The sequence below is a fragment of the Campylobacter sp. P091 genome (genome assembly GCF_002138935.1).
Classification (GTDB): domain Bacteria; phylum Campylobacterota; class Campylobacteria; order Campylobacterales; family Campylobacteraceae; genus Campylobacter; species Campylobacter devanensis.
The window spans coordinates 1-17669 of record NZ_MJKZ01000008.1 but is presented as its reverse complement, the minus strand read 5'-3'; the positions used below and the strand labels follow the sequence as shown (position 1 = coordinate 17669).

Here is a 17669-nt window from a genome sequence, read left to right as displayed (position 1 = left end):
ATTTACCATATAATTAAAAGTATTTTTTTTTCAAAAAGATAACAAACTTTACAGGAGGACTTTTAATGCAGCCAAGTAATGCATTGAACTACGACTATACAGTCGCTAAGTACTTCATGTTTACCACTATTATTTTTGGTATAGTTGGTATGGGTATTGGTACTTTGATAGCCTTTCAAATGGCTTACCCAGACCTTAACTATCTAGCTGGTGAATATGGAACATTTAGCCGTCTTAGACCACTTCACACAAACGGTGTGATTTACGGATTTATGTTGTCAGGTATTTTTGCTACCTGGTATTATATTGGACAAAGAGTGCTTAAAGTATCTATGAGCGAATCTAAATTTCTAATGTTCATAGGTAAGCTTCACTTCTGGCTATATGTATTGGTTATAGCTTTAGCTGTTGTAACTCTTTTTGCTGGTGTTTCTACATCTAAAGAGTACGCAGAGCTTGAGTGGCCAATTGATATTATAGTTGTTGTTGTGTGGGTTTTATGGGGTGTTTCTATATTTGGGCTTATTGGAATTCGCCGTGAAAAAACTCTATATATCTCTTTATGGTATTACATTGCTACATTCCTTGGCGTAGCTATGCTATATCTATTTAACAATATGGAAGTACCTACTCGTCTAGTATCTGGTATGGGTAGTTGGATCCACTCTGTATCTATGTATGCAGGTACAAATGATGCGCTAGTTCAATGGTGGTTTGGACACAATGCGGTTGCGTTTGTATTTACAGTTGCAATTATTGCTCAAATTTATTACTTCCTACCAAAAGAGAGTGGTCAGCCAATCTTTTCATATAAGTTATCTCTATTCTCATTTTGGGGTTTAATGTTTGTATATCTTTGGGCTGGTGGTCACCACCTTATTTACTCTACTGTTCCAGATTGGATGCAGACTATGGGATCTATATTCTCTATAGTTCTTATCTTGCCTAGTTGGGGTTCTGCTATCAATATGCTTTTAACAATGAAAGGCGAATGGGGACAATTAAGAGATAATCCACTAATTAAATTTATGGTTTTAGCCTCTACATTCTATATGTTCTCTACTTTAGAAGGACCAATTCTTTCAATAAAATCAGTAAATGCTCTAGCGCACTTTACAGATTGGATTCCTGGACATGTTCATGATGGTACTTTGGGCTGGGTTGGATTTATGACTATGGCTGCACTATACCATATGACTCCACGTATTTTTAAACGTGAGCTATATAGTAAATCTTTAATGGAAGCACAATTTTGGATCCAAACTACAGGCATCGTGCTATACTTTGCATCTATGTGGATCGCTGGTATCACACAAGGTATGATGTGGAGAGCTACAGATGAATATGGTAACCTTGCTTATTCATTTATAGATACAGTTACTGTTCTTATCCCATATTATTGGATTAGAGCTATCGGTGGTTTATTATATCTAATCGGTTTCTTTATGTTTGCTTACAATATTATGAAATCTATCTCATCAAGTAAGCCTATAGATCGTGAGCCAGTAAGTGCTTCACCAATGGCTGCGTAAGGAGGGATGTATGTTTAGTTGGTTAGAGAAAAATCCATTCTTTTTTGCGGTATTTGTGTTTATCTTTATAGCATATGCTGGTATTGTTGAAATTTTGCCAGATTTTGCTGATCGTGCTAGACCTGTAGAACACAAAAAACCATATACAGTATTACAATTAGCTGGTCGCCATGTATATATATCTGATAGCTGTAATGCGTGCCACTCTCAGCTAATTCGACCATTTAAATCTGAAACAGATAGATATGGTATGTATTCAGTAAGTGGTGAATTTGCTTATGATAGACCATTTTTATGGGGATCAAAAAGAACTGGTCCAGATCTAGCTAGAATTGGTAATTATAGAAGTGTTGACTGGCATGAAAATCATATGAAAGATCCAGTAAGCGTAGTTCCAGGATCTATTATGCCTGCTTATGCTCATATGTTTAATAAAAATGCAGACATAGAGACTGCTTATGCTGAAGCTGTTACAGTTAAAAAAGTATTTAATGTTCCTTATGATGTAGAAGGAATGCCAAAGCTAGGTAGCTGGGAAGAGGCTCAAGCAGAGGTAAGAGCAGAAGCGGAGGCTATCGTAAGCCAGATGAAAGATCAAGATGTAAAAGATGCATTTGCTAGAGGCGAAATCCGCCAAATAGTTGCATTGATTGCATATTTAAATAGCTTAAAATAAGGTTTGTTATGAGTGTAGAGACTATGAGAGAGATTCAAGCTTATGGCTTTTATATAATGTTAATAGCTATGGTAGTTATACTATATAGCTATTGGTTTCATCTAAAAAAATCAGAAAAAACTGGTAGAAGAGATTATGAAAAATACTCAAATTTAGCCTTGAATGATGATTTGCAAGATGAAATTCTTGAGAGTGTCTCTACTTCTAGCAAAGATACTAATAGGAGCGTTAAAAAATGAAATGGTTTAATCTAGAAGACAGTGTAAATTCGCTTTCTATTCTTGGTGCTATAGCCATCGTATTGTTGACATTAGTTGTCGTAGGTAGGCTATTTAAACTGATGAAAGTGAAAAAAGATGGCGGTGAGCTAAGTGAGCATAACTGGGATGGAATTGGTGAATATAAAAATCCGCTTCCATTTGGTTGGGCTGTTGTATTTGTTCTTACTATAGTATGGGCAATTTGGTATTTTTTAGCTGGATATCCTTTAAATTCATATTCACAAATTGGTGAGTATAATGAAGAGGTCAAAAAATATAACGCAAGCTTCCAAGCTAAATTCCAAAATGCTACTCAAGATGAGTTAAAAGCAATTGGAGAGCAAGTATTTTTGGTTCAATGTGCCTCATGTCATGGAATCACAGGTGATGGTATTAATGGTAAAGCAGCTAACCTAATAGAGTGGGGTAGCGAAAAAGGAATTTATGATGTTATCATCAAAGGTTCAAAAGGCTTAGGATACCCGCTTGGCGATATGTTAAGTGCAGCTGATAATGGTATTGATGAAGCTACTGCTAAGGCACTAGCAGCATTTACTGCTAAAGAGATATCAGCTATTAAATCCACAGTAAATGAAGACTTAGTAGAAGCTGGTCGTGCAGCGTGGGCTACTTGTGCGGCTTGCCATGGTGAAGATGGCAAAGGTATGGATGGAATGGCTCCAGATCTTACTAAATATGGCTCAAGTGATTTTGTAGTAGAGGTTTTAGCTCGTGGCAAAACAGGGGATATTGGCCATATGCCTAAATTTACTGGCACAGGACTTATTAATCCTACTCAAGAAAAAGCTGTTGGCGAATATATAATTTCGCTTTCAAAAGGAGAATAATATGGAAAACACAAATAGATCTGTATTTTCATTAAGCGGAGTTACTGGTATGCTGATTGCTACTGCTCTTTTGCTATCTATATTAGTTGTACTTACATATCTAGGTATAGCGACTCAGCAAGATGTAATGCAAAAGCCATATAAACTAGTAAATCCTACATCTGTAGAGATGAAAAGTAGTGTTGAAAAAGCTGCTGAAGTTATGGTAATTAAGGAGTAAATATGTCTAATCTATTAGAATCATTGATTGTAATTGGACTTGTGATTGCTGCGGCTATAACTGCTTGGTCAGTGCTTACACCAAATAGTCTTTTCATCGGATGAGAGTATTTAATATTCTTAAAAGCGGCTTTATTGCCGCTTTGCTTAATATATGTGCGTATGGAGCTGTAATTGATAATGCTAATATTATCAGTGAGGCTGTGGAGATTAAGCTAAATTCAATCGGTAAAGAACTTAAGAGTAAAACTGGAGTTAGTCTAGATCTATTGACTGCAGAGAATATAAAAGGGATAAATTTAAAAGATATAGCTAGTTCTCATATTAAAACACTTCAAGCACCATATGTTGTTTTAGCTATTATTCCTAAGGATTTTTCTAGCAAGGCTGGTCAGCTTGATATATTTGCTTCAAATGATGCTTTAATGCTTTTTGATAAAGAGGCAGTATTAAGCCCATTTCCACAAACTGGTTCAATAATTCCACTATTAACACAAAATAAAGGTAAAGATATCTATAATTCCTCTATGCTAAATGGTTATGCTGATATAGCCGATCAAATAGCAGCTAGCAAAAATATTATTTTAGAAAATTCAATAGGCTCACAAAATAGAGATACTATAAATATCTTTAGATACTTAATATATGGTTCAATTATTCTTGTGATTATTGTTTTAATTTTTCGTAAATTTAATAAGGGTTAATAATGCAAAATCGTAAAACATTTTGGCCATACGGGATTGTAATCTCTATATTTGCCATAGTATGTTCATGTGCTTACACTATATATTATTCGCTTGATTATCCTGTGCATATGGATGATTATTACTTTGATAAGTATCAAAAAGTTGATAATAATTTTAATGAAATTCAAGCAGCTCAAGCAAATTTTAATCGTGAATTTAGTTTTAATACAACTCCGCAAATTGAGCTAAACACCAAGATATTGCCAAATGAAATTCAAAAACTTCGCAAAGGTAAAACTGCTACAATAGTCCCATTAAATCAAAACTTTAATATTAAATTTGATACAAATACTACTAAATATAGCTCTAAGATATTGCTAACTCGTCCAGATAGCAGTGAATTTGATAGAGAGCTAAATGGGCAAAATATTAATGGCAAGTTGGCTATAAATGATCTAAATTTAACTAAAGCAGGTAGATGGCAGATTAAAGCCAAGATTATAGTTGATGATAATAAAACTGGATTTTATCAAGTAGAGTTATATGCAAAATAGATCGCTTTTTGTCTTTAGTACTTCTAGGAATGTGCGGGATTTTTATGCTAGTAAGCTAAGTTTAAATTCGCTTCTACCAAAGGCTATTAGTACGGCTGAGTTTTTTGAAGAGGTTACATATGTGCCAAATAAACGCCGTGCTAGCGATACTGAGTGCTTGCTGCATATGCGTAATGCTGTAGCTAGAGTAGAGAATATCTCCAAAATTTTAAATATAAAAAATGAATTTCTAATTTTTCTTAAAAATTCGCACTATTTATTCTCATTTTTTAAGGAGCTTAGCCGAGAAAAGTGTACCGTAACTAATTTAAGTAGTGCTGATACTTATGCTAGCTATGATGAACATTTAACAATTTTAGATAATTTAGGGAAAATTTATAAAGATAGTCTAAATTCATCAAATATATACGATGATATTACACTTAGTGAATGTTATGAAATAAACTCAAATTTTATTAGCAATTTTGATAGGATTGAGTTTAGGCTTGATGGGATTTTAACCTCATTAGAGTGGGAGATTTTAACCAAAATCGCTAAGCAAACTCAGTTGATTTTAAGTGTAGATTGTAGTAAATTTAACCAAAAAACGATAGAAAAGATAAAAAATTTTACAAATTTAAATTTCAAAACCAGCCATAACTATAAGCTAAATTTAAGCGATAAATCCATAGAAAGCAAGACTAGACTAAACCAAAACCCAAATATAAATATTATGGGATTTTCTCTTCGTAGCTTACAAGCGGCTTTTGTTTTTGATGAGATATCAAATATGATAAGAGATGGGATAAAACCGCAAAATATCGCCGTGATACTACCCGATGAGAGCTTTGCAGAGGTGTTGCAAAATCTAGATGAAAATAATATGCTAAATTATGCTATGGGAAAAAGCCTACGCAATGATCCAATTTGTATATTTTTACACTCTTTAAAAGAAGCCATTATTCAAGAGCTTGATTATAAATTTAACCCAAATTATATAAAAGAGACACAAAGTCCAAATCAAATACTTGCTACGCTAAATAGCTTTAATTTATCAACCCAAATTTATAATCATATTAAAGAAATATTTTATTCAAAAGTGAGTTTTGAAAGCTTTGAGAGCGTTATGAAGTTGCTACTAAGTGATATCAAAAAAAGCACTGAAATTGCTGAGTTTATAGAAACTGAGCTTTTTAATATTAAAAATCTTTTAAGAGAGATTGAACTTAAATTTAGTGAACTTCTTGAGCTATTTTTGTTAAATTTTGCCAATAAAAAAGAGAGTATGACTGGCGGTGGATTAGTTACTGTAATGGGTGTTTTAGAGAGTCGTTCTAGAGCTTATGATGGGATTGTAATTGTAGATTTCAATGACTCTTTAGTGCCTAAAAGAAGCCAAAAAGAGATGTTCCTAAGCTCAGTAGTGAGAAAAAATGCTGGTTTAATCAGTCATAGCGATAGGGAGAATTTACAGAGATTTTACTATGAAAGCTTGATAAATAGAGCCAAAAGGGTATCTATCAGCTATGTTGAAAATGATGAGAATATCGTATCTAGATTTATTAAGGATTTTGAGGGCGCTAAGAAGATTGAAATTTCTCAAATTTCATATGAAAACGCCTTGCGTCAAGGCGGAATCGCCATTGATTTGACGCCTAGGGATATTGTAGAAACTCACGATTTTTTTGCTTGGCCTCTCTCATTTAGTCGCTTAGATACCTATATTAAATGTCCAAGGCGGTATTATTATAAATATATCAAAAATATTGAAGAGTCTAGATTTGATGATAGGGATGCACTAGATTTTGGTAATTTGATACATAAAGCCTTAGAAGAGTATTTCAAGCAATCAAACGCTAAATTTGATAAAAGCGAGTTTTTACAGATATATAGCAAATATCAAAAAGAGAGCACGCTAAAAAGCGAGATTTTTAAGCTAAAACTTGATGAGTTCGCATCTAGTCAAAATAGCCATTTCAAAGATGGATTTAGCGTTAGCAAATGCGAGATGGATATTGAAACCCAGTTTGATGGGATTTCTATCAAAGGCAAGATTGATAGAGTGGATATCAATGGTGATGATATTTGGCTTATTGATTATAAGAGTGGAAAGGCAGATGAAAAGTCCTTGCAGTTAGCATTTTATGAGCTTTTGTATCAAGCGAAATTTGATAAAACCGCCAAGGGGTATTTCTACTCATTTGATGATAACAAATTTACCAATAGCAAAGCCGACATGGATAAATTAATCGAAGCTTTAGATGAGTTAAAAAAGAAGAATAATACCCAAATTGAATTTGATCAAGATACAAAACATTGCGATATATGCCCGTATGAATCTCTGTGTTTAAGGGGATTAAGATGAAATTTGAAAATTATTTGTGCTTAGAAGCGAGTGCGGGAAGTGGCAAGACATTTGCTCTATCAGTTCGCTATATCGCTCTATTATTAAAAGGCAATCACCCAAGAAAAATCCTAGCCCTAACATTCACAAACAAAGCCGCAAACGAGATGAAACACAGGATCACAGATACATTTTGTAATCTACATTTAAGCAAGTATGATGGCGAGCGAAATGCTATTTGCGAGCTTTTAGGTAAATCAAAAGAAGAAGTTTTGGCACTTAGAGATAAATTTATGGCTGATTTTTTGGCAAGTGAGTTAAAGATATCTACATTTGACTCCTTTTTTGCTACGATTCTTAGGCAGTTTAGCTTAAATTTAGGTCTTATGCCAGATTTTAACTCTCTTAATGATAATAGCATTGATGTTAAAAATGAGTTTAAAAGGCTCTTAAACTCAAATTCAATGATGAGTAAAGTAGCAAAATATCTATATTATACAAATAGCAAAGAAAATGCCCTTTTTGAAAAGCTTGCTCTACTCTCACAAACTAAATTTGATAAATTCGACGCCCCATGGCCAAGCTCCGAAAACGCAATGGATAGATATAATGAGTTATGTGATGTGGCATTGAAATTGAGTATCGATAAGTATTATGTGGCTAATTTTAATAAAAATTTAAGCTTAAACGAGATAGTTGAAAAAGCGGTTGTAAAAGATATAAATAAAAATTATTTTAATAAAGTAAGAGACAACGCCGAATTTAACGCTGCTAGAGATGAGTTTATAAGTGCTTTAAAAGAGTATTATCTAGCTCTTGAGAAGTATGAAATATCTCAAATTTCATATTTTGTGAATCTCTATAAAAAGGCAATCGCTAATGTAAATCGCCGTGAAAATAGCCTAAGTTTTGCCGATATCACAAATTGGGTTAATGAGCTTTTAACTAACAAAAACAATCAAGATATCGATATGCTATATTTTCGCCTTGATGCTAAGATTAGGCATATTTTGATCGATGAGTTTCAAGATACTGATATCAAGCAATATGAGATATTAGAACCACTCATAGCTGAAAGTCTCTCTGGCATAGGTCAAAGTGGCATTGGGAGCTTTTTTTATGTTGGTGATATAAAGCAGAGTATTTATAGATTTCGTGGGGGGCAAAGTGGGTTATTTGATAAGCTTAAAAAAGATTTTTCACAGATAAAAACTCAAAGCCTAGATAAAAATTATCGCAGTGATAAAAAGATAGTAGAATATGTAAATGATAAATTTAAATACAAATATCTACACTACATAGACCAAATTCCAAATAGCAAAGATGATGGCTATGTGAGGGTTATTAAATTTGATAGAGAAAAGTATTTAGAGGCGATTTATGATAGCATAAATCATCTAAGCAAATTTGGTGTAAAGTATGAAGATATGGCGATACTTTGTTGGAAAAATAGTGATATTTATAATATCAAAGACTATTTAGAAGCTAAAGGCTTAGAAGTATCTACCCAAACTACAAATAATCTTATCAAAAGTGCCAATGTAGCGGCGGTGGTGGCATTTTTGAAATACTCTATTTTTGGTGATGAGATATATCTAAACGCCCAATATGAGATAACTAAAACCAAAAAAGCCAAACTAGAGTTAAAAAGCGATGCTAGCGTAGCTCAAACTCTTAAATTCATCGCTAAATACCTTGAGCTTGAGCCTTGCGATGTTGATCTATTGAAACTATATGAGATTAGTAGCAAATATAGCGATATATATGACTTTGCTTTCAATATCGATAATGACGAGACAACCAGTGCTAAAAATAGCCAAAAAGGCATAACGATAATGACCGTTCATAAGAGCAAAGGGCTACAATTTGACCATGTTATCGTGCTTGATTATATAGGTAAAGAAAATAGCCAAAAAGATAAATTTTTAATGGAGTATAATCTAGGCACAAATAGCTGGGATATAAGGTTAGCTAATAAGGTGTTTGAGTATTTGGGCGATGAGAATTATATCCAGCTTCAAAATAGACAAAAAGAGCTTGATAGAAAAGAGGTTATAAATAAAATTTATGTAGCATTAACCAGGGCTAAACATAGCTTAATAATCTTAGCCAAAGATAATCCAAATGGCAACAATATCTCATATTTTACTATGTATGAATCAAATGGTCAAAAGGTAGAATATCTAAATTTAGATGAATGCAAATTAGGGATTATCAAACCAAATAGTGACAAAAAGCAAGAGTCCAAGCCACAAATAACCCATCTTAAACCATTTGAAAAGGTTGCGCCACAAGAGATTTCAACCAGTGATAAGCCAAAAGAGAGCTTAAATTTAGATTCTATCTACTTTGGCAAGGCGCTGCATTATTATCTTGAGAGCATTGATTTTGCTGATTTTAACTCACTTAAAATCGCTCAAAATTGCTTGTATAATAAATTTGGAGCATTTATCGACCAAGATGGCCTAAAAGATATTAAAGATAGGGTTGATATGCTTTTAAATAACCCGCAATTTTTAGAAATTATAAAAGATAAAAGATTGTATCAAGAGCAAGATATCGGATTTAATGGGGTGTTAAAGCGCATCGATTTATTATGCGTAAATAGCGATGAAATAGAGATAATAGACTACAAAACCTCTCTTAAAAATAGCGATGAGCATAAAGAGCAAGTCAGAGAATATCTAGATATTTTATCTCAAATTTATCCACAAAAAAGCGTAAAAGCGAGTATTATTTATATATTAAATGATGAAATTCGAATTTCAAAGCTCTAATATAAAAATTTTCTTAAATTCAGTTATTTTTAAGCTAGTCTCGCTATAATTTCATCTCTTAAATTAATTATATAAAAGGCAAGATTATGACAAAGATAACAAAGCCAAATGAAGTAAAGCGTGATTGGATCGTTCTTGATGCTTCTGGAAAGAGATTTGGTAGATTGCTAACTGAAGCTGCTACACTACTTCGTGGCAAACATAAGCCAGGATTTAGCCCAAATGTTGATTGCGGAGATTATGTAATCATCATCAACGCTAGCAAGGCAGAATTCACAGGTGCGAATAAAGCTGAAGAGAAACTTTATCACAGACATTCAGGCTATTTTGGTAGCGTAAAAAGCGAAAAATTTGGTGATTTACTAGCTAATAAACCTGAAAAACTTTATAAATTAGCAGTCCGTGGTATGCTACCTAAGACAAAATTAGGCAAAGAGATGCTTAAAAAATTAAAAATCTATGCTGGTAGTGAGCATCCGCACACTGCACAAATAGCTAAAGAAGGAAAATAATAATGGCAACAACATACGCAACAGGTAAGAGAAAAACAGCAGTTGCTAAAGTTTGGGTAAAACCAGGTAGCGGCAAAATCACAGTAAATGGTATGGATTTAAATACTTGGCTTGGCGGACACGAAGCTATAAAGCTTAAAGTAGTTCAACCATTATTAGTAACAAAACAAGAAACTTCTATGGATATCACAGCTACGACTTTAGGTGGTGGGTATTCAGCTCAAGCAGAGGCTTTAAGACACGGAATTTCAAGAGCTTTAGCCTCTATTGATGCAACATTTAGAGCAGCTCTTAAACCACAAGGCCTTCTAACTCGTGATAGCCGTGTTGTAGAGCGTAAAAAATATGGCCGCAGAAAAGCAAGAAGAAGTCCGCAATTCTCAAAAAGATAATATTTCATATTTCCAAAGGCCTTTTGGCTTTTGGAGCTTTTTTAAATTTAATTTTGTTTATTTAGCAAAAATTTATAATAAATTTTTATTAAGTTAAGATTGATTACATATAATTCTGATGTCCAACAGATAAACCTCCTTTTTGTAATAGTTTCGGAGTTGCAATCCAACTCCGATACCACATTTTATTACTTTTCTTAAACTTTCATAAATTACTAAAAGCCATAAAATCGCATCACAAAATAAATTAAGTTTTCTGATAATTTCATTTTGGTTATTTTCACCCAAAAGAGTAACCAAATCTTTATAAATCTCAAATATTCAAAATCACAAAATTTATATTGTTTTAAAGCGATTTAATGTATTATTCTTAAATTAATCATTACATTTAATCACACTTTTAAGGAATTAAAATGAAAAAAATCATTTTAGCATTATGTGCGGCGTCAGCGATATTTGCAAGTGATAGATATGAATTAACCATAGTTGGTGGATATGCTCACCCAGAGGGCACTCAAGGTATTGATGATCAAAAGCTAATTGGTCTAAGATTAGGTAGAAATTTAGATCTATCTTGGCTTAGTCAAATTGAGCTTGGCTTTGATTATACTCCTAAGGCTACATTTGAAGACAAAAATGGCAAAGAAATTGGCTATGATACAAGAATTGCTAGATACTATTTAAATTTAGTAAAAGATTTTGCTTTAACCGATAGATTTTCTGTTTATGCCTTGGCCGGTGCTGGATATCAAGATCTAAGTAAAGAGGCAAATGATGCTAATGATGATGGATTTGGTCAAGCTGGTTTGGGGGTTAAATTTAAAGTAGTGGATAATTTTGCTATCAAATTAGAAGCAAGAGATGCTATTAACTTCAAAGAAGGAGATAGTACATTTTTATATACTTTAGGTTTTGCTAGTAGCTTTGGTGCTACCAAAAAATCCGAGCCTACCATAACTCAAGAAGCCCCTATCGCTCCACAAGTAATAGATGGCGATGATGATAATGATGGAGTGTTAAATAGCAAAGATAGATGCCCTAATACCCCAGCAGGTGCCGTGGTGGATGAAAATGGCTGTCAAAAATTAATTAGATTAAATTTACATGCTAATTTCGCAAGTGATAGCGCAACTTTAAGCCCAAAATTTGTAGCTAAAATAGAAGAAGTTGCTAAAGTTTTAAATATGAATAGCGAGTATAAAGTTGTATTAGAAGGCCACACAGATTCTACAGGTTCAGAAAAATATAACCAAATTTTATCAGAAAAAAGAGCCAAAGCAGTAGCAGATGTGCTTATAAATATGGGTGTAAGCAAAGATAGAATCCAAACAATAGGCTATGGTGAGTTATCTCCAATCGCTACAAACAAAACTAAAGAGGGTAGAGCACAAAATCGCCGTGTTGATGCTAAATTTAGTAATTAATCATGCAGATAATCACCGATTTTGATTATACGGCTATATTGGCACTTTGTGCTAAATATAGCCTTAGAGTTATATTTTCACTACTTATATTTTTTATTGGCAAGTGGATTGTTTGGCGAATTTGCCTTGTTATAGAAAGAGTCATACAAAAAGCCAAAATAGATAAATTAATAGCCAGTTTTATTATAAATTCATCCAAAACAATATTTTTGATAATTGTCATTGTAGCAGCATTAGCAAATCTTGGTATCGATACGACCTCATTTGTAGCGATGCTTGGCGCCATAGGGCTTGGTATCGGTATGGCCTTTAAAGATTCATTTGGCAATATCGGAGCTGGGATTTTGATTCTATTTTTTAGGCCATTTAGGATAGGGGATAATATCGATATTGGCGGATATAACGGCGTAGCGAGTGAGTTAAATTTGTTTAGTATATGTCTAATAACTGGCGATGGCAAAAGCGTCATTATCCCAAATAAACAGGTCATAAATAGCAAAATTATAAATTTCTCACTAACACCAACAAGGCGAGTTGAGCTACTTTTTAGTGTGGATTATAAAGATGATTTAAGATTAGCTAAGGATATAATCTTAAATATCGCAAATCAAAATGAGTTAATCCTAAAAGAGCCCGCACCTAGCGTATTAGTAAGTGCTCTTGGGGCTCACAGCATTGATATATTAGCTAGATTTTGGGTGCTTAATGAAAATTATAGCGCCACGCAGTCAGCTATGCTAGAAGGCGTTAAAATGGCATTTGACGAAGCTGGGATTAGTATCCCATATCCGCAACTTGTAACGCATCATATATATGAGAAAGAGAGCGAAGATGATAAATAATCCTACTATTTTATTTGATCTTGATGGGACACTTATTGACTCTACTGAAGCTATCGTAAATGGATTTTATAAGGCTTTTAGGAGTTATAATCTCACCGAGCCTACAAAGGCTCAAATTTGCTCATTAGTGGGACATCCTTTGGAGTATATGTTTGGCTCACTTGGAGTTAAAGAGCATTTGATAGCTGATTTTATCGCTATTTACAAAGAAGATTATAGACAAAACTACCTAGCACAAACCACTCTTTTACCTGGTGGATTTGAAGCAGTTAGCAAGGCTAGTGAATTTGCGAATTTAGGAGTAGTAACCACAAAAACCTCTTTATATTCTAAAAATTTGCTTGAAAACTTAGGAATTTTAAAATATTTTAGTGTTGTTATAGGGCGAGATGATGTAACCCATCCAAAGCCAAATCCCGAGCCGATTCTAAAGGCTTTAGAAGCGATTGGTAAGAGCCCAAAAAGCTATATGATAGGCGATACCCCAATGGATGCTAAAGCGGCTAAGAGTGCCGGTATTTTCAGTATTGGCGTAACTTGTGGATATGAGAGTAGAGAGAATTTAGAATCAATCTGTGATTATGTCTGCTTAGATACTTTAAGCGCTGTAGAGTATATCTCAAGATATCTAATTCATAAAATTTATTGATTTTTTGTTTAAACTTATAAATTAGCTAAAAAATTTGGCTAATTTTTTCTAATTAATTATATATTAATTTTATGGAAAAATCATATTTTGAGCTATGTATTATTTATATAACTGATAATTTATATAAAAATAAATTTATAGTTAACTTATTTTTTAAGTTTTTATAATATAATTACTAACTTTAAGTTAAAAATAATTAAACTAATATAAGTCTTAAATTTTTATTCCTTGAATATAAAAATTTAGCTTAGAAAGGAATCAAATGAGTAAAATTATGAAAACCATGGATGGCAATGAAGCAGCAGCTTACGCCTCTTATGCTTTTACAGAAGTTGCTGGGATATATCCTATTACGCCTAGTTCACCTATGGCAGACTATGTGGATATATGGGCAAGTGAAGGCAAGAAAAATCTCTTTGGAATGCCTGTTAAAGTAGTCGAGATGCAAAGCGAAGCCGGTGCGGCCGGTACGGTACATGGTAGCCTTCAAGCTGGAGCATTGACTACTACATTTACAGCAGCTCAAGGACTATTGCTTAAAATTCCAAATATGTATAAAATTTCAGGTCAAATGCTCCCTGGCGTAATCCATGTCGCAGCTCGCTCTATTGCCGCTCAAGCTCTATCTATATTTGGCGATCATCAAGATATATATGCCTGTAGGCAGACTGGTTTTGCTATGCTTGCAACTGGCTCAGTCCAAGAAGTAATGGATTTAGCTGGAGTAGCTCACCTTAGCGCTATTAAGGGTAGAGTGCCATTTATGCACTTTTTTGATGGGTTTAGAACTAGCCATGAAATTCAAAAAATCGAAGTGATGGATTATAGTGTATTTGATAGATTGCTTGATAAAGAGGCGGTTGAAGAGTTTAGACGCACTTCTATGAATCCAGAAAATCCAAAGATTAGAGGAACAGCTCAAAATGATGATATATACTTCCAAACTAGAGAGCTAACAAATAAATTCTATGACGCAATCCCTGATATCGTGGCGTATTATATGGATGAAATATCTAAGGTTACAGGTAGGAAATACGCCCCATTTGTATATTATGGCGCCAAAGATGCTACTAGAGTAATTGTAGCGATGGGTTCAGTTACTCAAACGCTTGAAGAAGTTGTGGATTATCTAAATTCCAAAGGCGAAAAAGTAGGCGTGTTAAAAGTCCATCTATATAGACCATTTAGTATTAAATATATGTTTGATGTGATGCCTAAATCAGTAGAAAAAATAGCCGTTTTAGACCGCACTAAAGAGCCAGGAAGCCTTGGCGAGCCGCTATATTTAGATATCAAAGCTGCATATTATGGCAAAGAAAATGCCCCAATTATCGTAGGCGGAAGATATGGCTTAAGCTCAAAAGATGTCGATCCAGCTCAAATGTTAGCAGTATATGAAAATTTAAATTCACCTACGCCTAAAGATGGATTTACAGTTGGTATAGTAGATGATGTCTCATTTACTTCACTAGCAGTAGGAGATAAAATTTCACTAAGTGATGAAGATTGTATAGAGTGCTTATTTTATGGGCTTGGAGCTGATGGCACGGTTGGAGCAAACAAAAACTCAATCAAAATTATCGGCGATAAAACAGATCTATATGCTCAAGCATATTTTGCTTACGATAGCAAAAAATCAGGCGGCTATACTAGAAGCCATTTAAGATTTGGCAAAAACCCTATCCGCTCTACATATTTAGTATCAAATCCGCATTTTATAGCATGTTCGGTGGCGGCATATTTGGATATTTATGATGTGGTAGATGGGTTAAGAGATGGGGGGACATTTTTATTAAATTCCATCTGGGACGTTAAAAAAACGATAGAGAAAATCCCAAATAGAGTAAAACGCATTCTAGCACAAAAAAACGCAAATTTCTATATCCTAAATGCTACCAAATTAGCCTATGAAATAGGTCTAGGAAATCGCACAAATACAATTATGCAATCGGCATTTTTCAAGCTTTCAGGCATTATAGACTATGAAGAAGCTCAAAAATATATGAAAGAGTATGCTTACAAAACCTATCATAAAAAGGGCGATAAAATTGTAGAGATGAACTATAGAGCCATTGATGAGGGTGCTAGTGAGCTTGTAAAAATCGATATTGATCCAAGCTGGATAAATTTAAGCGATGATGTAAAAGAGGATAAATACAAAGGTAGCGATTTTGTAGAAAATATCGTTAAGCCTATGAACGCAGCTCGTGGGGATTATTTGCCAGTTTCAGCCTTTGTGGGATATGAAGATGGCTCTTTTGAATCTGGCACAACAGAATTTGAAAAGCGAGGCGTAGGAGTAATGGTGCCAAAATGGATAGAGGAGAATTGTATCCAGTGTAATCAATGTGCCTTTGTATGTCCTCACGCTGTTATTAGACCATTTTTAATAGATGAAAATGAGATGGCAAATGCCCCACAAGGCGTAAAAGATAGAGCAATTGATGCTAAAGGCAAGGAGCTAACTGGATTAAAATATAAAATTCAAGTAAGCCCACTAGATTGTACAGGCTGTGAGCTGTGTGCTCATGAGTGTCCAAGCAAAGAGAAATCCCTAGTAATGGTACCACTAAATGGCGAGATAGAAAAGGGTGAGCAAGAAAATGCTGATTATCTATTTAAAAAAGTAGTATATAAAGATGATTTGATGAATAAGCAAAGTGTCAAAGGCTCAGGCTTTGCTCAACCTTTATTTGAATTTCACGGCGCATGTCCAGGATGCGGTGAAACGCCATATATCACTCTAGTTACAAGGCTATTTGGCGAACAGTTGATGGTGGCCAATGCGACTGGTTGTAGCTCTATTTATGGTGGGTCAGCACCATCATCGCCATATAGAAAATCTAATAAAACAGGCAATGGTGTAGCATGGGCGAATTCGCTATTTGAAGATAATGCTGAGTTTGGTATGGGTATGGAGATAGCTATGCAAACTATCCGCAATAGAGTAGAGAGCATAATGCTAAATACCAAAGACAAAGCCCCAAATGCTATAGCAGCGCTATATAATGACTGGTTAGCTAATAAAAATGATAGAATAGCCACCCAAAATATTAGAGATACCTTAGTCCCACTACTTGAAGCAAATTCAAATTTCGAAGGGGCAAAAGAGCTTCTAAGCCTTAAACAATACATAGCCAAAAAATCACAATGGATTATTGGAGGCGATGGCTGGGCTTATGATATCGGATATGGCGGTTTGGATCATGTATTAGCAAGTGGTGAAAATGTCAATGTCTTGGTTCTTGATACAGAGGTTTATTCAAACACAGGTGGCCAAAGCTCAAAATCTAGCCGAAGTGGCTCAGTAGCACAATTTAGCGCTAGTGGCAAAGCAGTCCAAAAGAAAGATCTAGGCCAAATTTCAATGACTTATGGCAATATCTTTGTAGCCCAAATCAATCTAAATGCTAGTCAAGCAAATGTGATAAAAGCTATCACCGCAGCCGAAGAATATGATGGCCCAAGCCTTATAATAGCCTATTCTCCATGTATAGCTCATGGTATCAAAGGTGGCCTTACTATGTCAGGAGAGCAAGCGGAGTTAGCCACAGCTTGTGGATATTGGCCTACATATATCTATGATCCAAGCCTATTAGCCCAAGGCAAAAATCCGCTTAAAATCACATCCAAAGAGCCTAATTGGGATAGATATGAAGAGTTTTTATTAAACGAAGTTCGTTATAACTCGCTTAAAAAGATCAATCCTAATCACGCAGATGAGCTATTTGCTAAAAACCTAAGCGATGCTAAGCGACGATATAGACAATTAAAACGCTTAGCCGCAGCTGATTATAGCGATGAGTTAAATTAATTTTATAATTTAATCACTAAGGCCTACTCATAATTTTTATGAGTAGGCAAATTTATTTTTTAATTATTTTTTAACATTATCTATAAACCAAAAACTCTCAAATTCACTCTTATCCCATAGTCAACCCATTAACCTCCCCCAAAACCCACAAATTTAATCAC

General features: G+C 34.2%; 16 protein-coding genes. All 16 read left to right on the top strand.

All coding sequences use genetic code 11. The features are described from left to right. Positions 1-65: 65 nt before the first annotated feature. Entirely contained in the window at positions 66-1532 is a 1467-nt protein-coding gene (ccoN, locus tag CIGNP91_RS07610) for a cytochrome-c oxidase, cbb3-type subunit I (protein WP_086232890.1), read from the top strand. Positions 1533-1542: 10 nt separating this feature from the next. Then, the gene (ccoO, locus tag CIGNP91_RS07605) at positions 1543-2208 is read left to right on the top strand and encodes a cytochrome-c oxidase, cbb3-type subunit II (protein WP_086235015.1); all 666 of its coding nucleotides are present in this window, start codon (positions 1543-1545) and stop codon (positions 2206-2208) included. A gap of 8 nt (positions 2209-2216) precedes the next feature. After that, positions 2217-2447 (top strand): cytochrome c oxidase, cbb3-type, CcoQ subunit, encoded by a 231-nt coding sequence (locus tag CIGNP91_RS07600; RefSeq protein WP_086225472.1) that lies wholly within the window; start codon positions 2217-2219, stop codon positions 2445-2447. Then, positions 2444-3316, top strand: coding sequence for a cbb3-type cytochrome c oxidase N-terminal domain-containing protein (locus tag CIGNP91_RS07595; RefSeq protein WP_086225471.1), 873 nt, complete (start codon positions 2444-2446; stop codon positions 3314-3316). The genes CIGNP91_RS07600 and CIGNP91_RS07595 overlap by 4 nt, the downstream gene beginning before the upstream one ends. A 1-nt stretch (position 3317) precedes the next feature. Continuing rightward, positions 3318-3536, top strand: coding sequence for a DUF4006 family protein (locus CIGNP91_RS07590; RefSeq protein WP_086234036.1), 219 nt, complete (start codon positions 3318-3320; stop codon positions 3534-3536). Positions 3537-3538: 2 nt separating this feature from the next. Next, on the top strand, positions 3539-3640 hold the full coding sequence (locus tag CIGNP91_RS07585; RefSeq protein ID WP_086227307.1) for a hypothetical protein: 102 nt from the start codon (positions 3539-3541) through the stop codon (positions 3638-3640). Next, on the top strand, positions 3637-4239 hold the full coding sequence (locus CIGNP91_RS07580; RefSeq protein ID WP_179187007.1) for a hypothetical protein: 603 nt from the start codon (positions 3637-3639) through the stop codon (positions 4237-4239). Before CIGNP91_RS07585 ends, CIGNP91_RS07580 begins: the two co-directional genes overlap by 4 nt. Positions 4240-4241: 2 nt before the next feature. Beyond that, complete coding sequence (locus CIGNP91_RS07575; protein ID WP_086253812.1) at positions 4242-4775, top strand: hypothetical protein; 534 nt, start codon at positions 4242-4244, stop codon at positions 4773-4775. Next, positions 4765-7119, top strand: a complete 2355-nt coding sequence (locus CIGNP91_RS07570) for a PD-(D/E)XK nuclease family protein (RefSeq protein ID WP_086253811.1) — start codon at positions 4765-4767, stop codon at positions 7117-7119. Before CIGNP91_RS07575 ends, CIGNP91_RS07570 begins: the two co-directional genes overlap by 11 nt. Continuing rightward, positions 7116-9875 carry a RecB-like helicase gene (locus CIGNP91_RS07565; protein WP_086253810.1) on the top strand — a complete coding sequence of 920 codons (2760 nt, stop codon included), beginning with the start codon at positions 7116-7118 and terminating at the stop codon, positions 9873-9875. The genes CIGNP91_RS07570 and CIGNP91_RS07565 overlap by 4 nt, the downstream gene beginning before the upstream one ends. Before the next feature lie 86 nt (positions 9876-9961). Then, positions 9962-10387 carry a 50S ribosomal protein L13 gene (gene rplM / locus CIGNP91_RS07560; RefSeq protein WP_063998780.1) on the top strand — a complete coding sequence of 142 codons (426 nt, stop codon included), beginning with the start codon at positions 9962-9964 and terminating at the stop codon, positions 10385-10387. Positions 10388-10389: 2 nt separating this feature from the next. Beyond that, positions 10390-10779 carry a 30S ribosomal protein S9 gene (gene rpsI / locus CIGNP91_RS07555; RefSeq protein WP_086225465.1) on the top strand — a complete coding sequence of 130 codons (390 nt, stop codon included), beginning with the start codon at positions 10390-10392 and terminating at the stop codon, positions 10777-10779. A gap of 413 nt (positions 10780-11192) precedes the next feature. Then, the gene (locus tag CIGNP91_RS07550) at positions 11193-12203 is read left to right on the top strand and encodes an OmpA family protein (RefSeq protein WP_086225464.1); all 1011 of its coding nucleotides are present in this window, start codon (positions 11193-11195) and stop codon (positions 12201-12203) included. Positions 12204-12205: 2 nt separating this feature from the next. After that, positions 12206-13045: a mechanosensitive ion channel family protein gene (locus CIGNP91_RS07545; protein WP_086253809.1), complete on the top strand. Its 840-nt coding sequence runs from the start codon at positions 12206-12208 to the stop codon at positions 13043-13045. After that, the gene (locus CIGNP91_RS07540) at positions 13035-13694 is read left to right on the top strand and encodes an HAD family hydrolase (RefSeq protein ID WP_180383229.1); all 660 of its coding nucleotides are present in this window, start codon (positions 13035-13037) and stop codon (positions 13692-13694) included. The genes CIGNP91_RS07545 and CIGNP91_RS07540 overlap by 11 nt, the downstream gene beginning before the upstream one ends. Positions 13695-13956: 262 nt before the next feature. Beyond that, positions 13957-17508 carry a pyruvate:ferredoxin (flavodoxin) oxidoreductase gene (nifJ, locus tag CIGNP91_RS07535; RefSeq protein WP_086253808.1) on the top strand — a complete coding sequence of 1184 codons (3552 nt, stop codon included), beginning with the start codon at positions 13957-13959 and terminating at the stop codon, positions 17506-17508. Positions 17509-17669 lie beyond the last annotated feature (161 nt).

Bases quoted from the DNA above. Each gene is read 5' to 3' on its own strand.
- CIGNP91_RS07595 (WP_086225471.1), top strand. From the start codon at position 2,444: ATGAAATGGTTTAATCTAGAAGACAGTGTAAATTCGCTTTCTATTCTT.
- CIGNP91_RS07585 (WP_086227307.1), top strand. From the start codon at position 3,539: ATGTCTAATCTATTAGAATCATTGATTGTAATTGGACTTGTGATTGCT.
- CIGNP91_RS07540 (WP_180383229.1), top strand. From the start codon at position 13,035: ATGATAAATAATCCTACTATTTTATTTGATCTTGATGGGACACTTATT.
- CIGNP91_RS07565 (WP_086253810.1), top strand. From the start codon at position 7,116: ATGAAATTTGAAAATTATTTGTGCTTAGAAGCGAGTGCGGGAAGTGGC.
- CIGNP91_RS07570 (WP_086253811.1), top strand. From the start codon at position 4,765: ATGCAAAATAGATCGCTTTTTGTCTTTAGTACTTCTAGGAATGTGCGG.
- CIGNP91_RS07600 (WP_086225472.1), top strand. From the start codon at position 2,217: ATGAGTGTAGAGACTATGAGAGAGATTCAAGCTTATGGCTTTTATATA.
- ccoO (WP_086235015.1), top strand. From the start codon at position 1,543: ATGTTTAGTTGGTTAGAGAAAAATCCATTCTTTTTTGCGGTATTTGTG.
- CIGNP91_RS07590 (WP_086234036.1), top strand. From the start codon at position 3,318: ATGGAAAACACAAATAGATCTGTATTTTCATTAAGCGGAGTTACTGGT.
- rplM (WP_063998780.1), top strand. From the start codon at position 9,962: ATGACAAAGATAACAAAGCCAAATGAAGTAAAGCGTGATTGGATCGTT.
- rpsI (WP_086225465.1), top strand. From the start codon at position 10,390: ATGGCAACAACATACGCAACAGGTAAGAGAAAAACAGCAGTTGCTAAA.
- CIGNP91_RS07580 (WP_179187007.1), top strand. From the start codon at position 3,637: ATGAGAGTATTTAATATTCTTAAAAGCGGCTTTATTGCCGCTTTGCTT.
- nifJ (WP_086253808.1), top strand. From the start codon at position 13,957: ATGAGTAAAATTATGAAAACCATGGATGGCAATGAAGCAGCAGCTTAC.
- CIGNP91_RS07575 (WP_086253812.1), top strand. From the start codon at position 4,242: ATGCAAAATCGTAAAACATTTTGGCCATACGGGATTGTAATCTCTATA.
- CIGNP91_RS07545 (WP_086253809.1), top strand. From the start codon at position 12,206: ATGCAGATAATCACCGATTTTGATTATACGGCTATATTGGCACTTTGT.
- CIGNP91_RS07550 (WP_086225464.1), top strand. From the start codon at position 11,193: ATGAAAAAAATCATTTTAGCATTATGTGCGGCGTCAGCGATATTTGCA.
- ccoN (WP_086232890.1), top strand. From the start codon at position 66: ATGCAGCCAAGTAATGCATTGAACTACGACTATACAGTCGCTAAGTAC.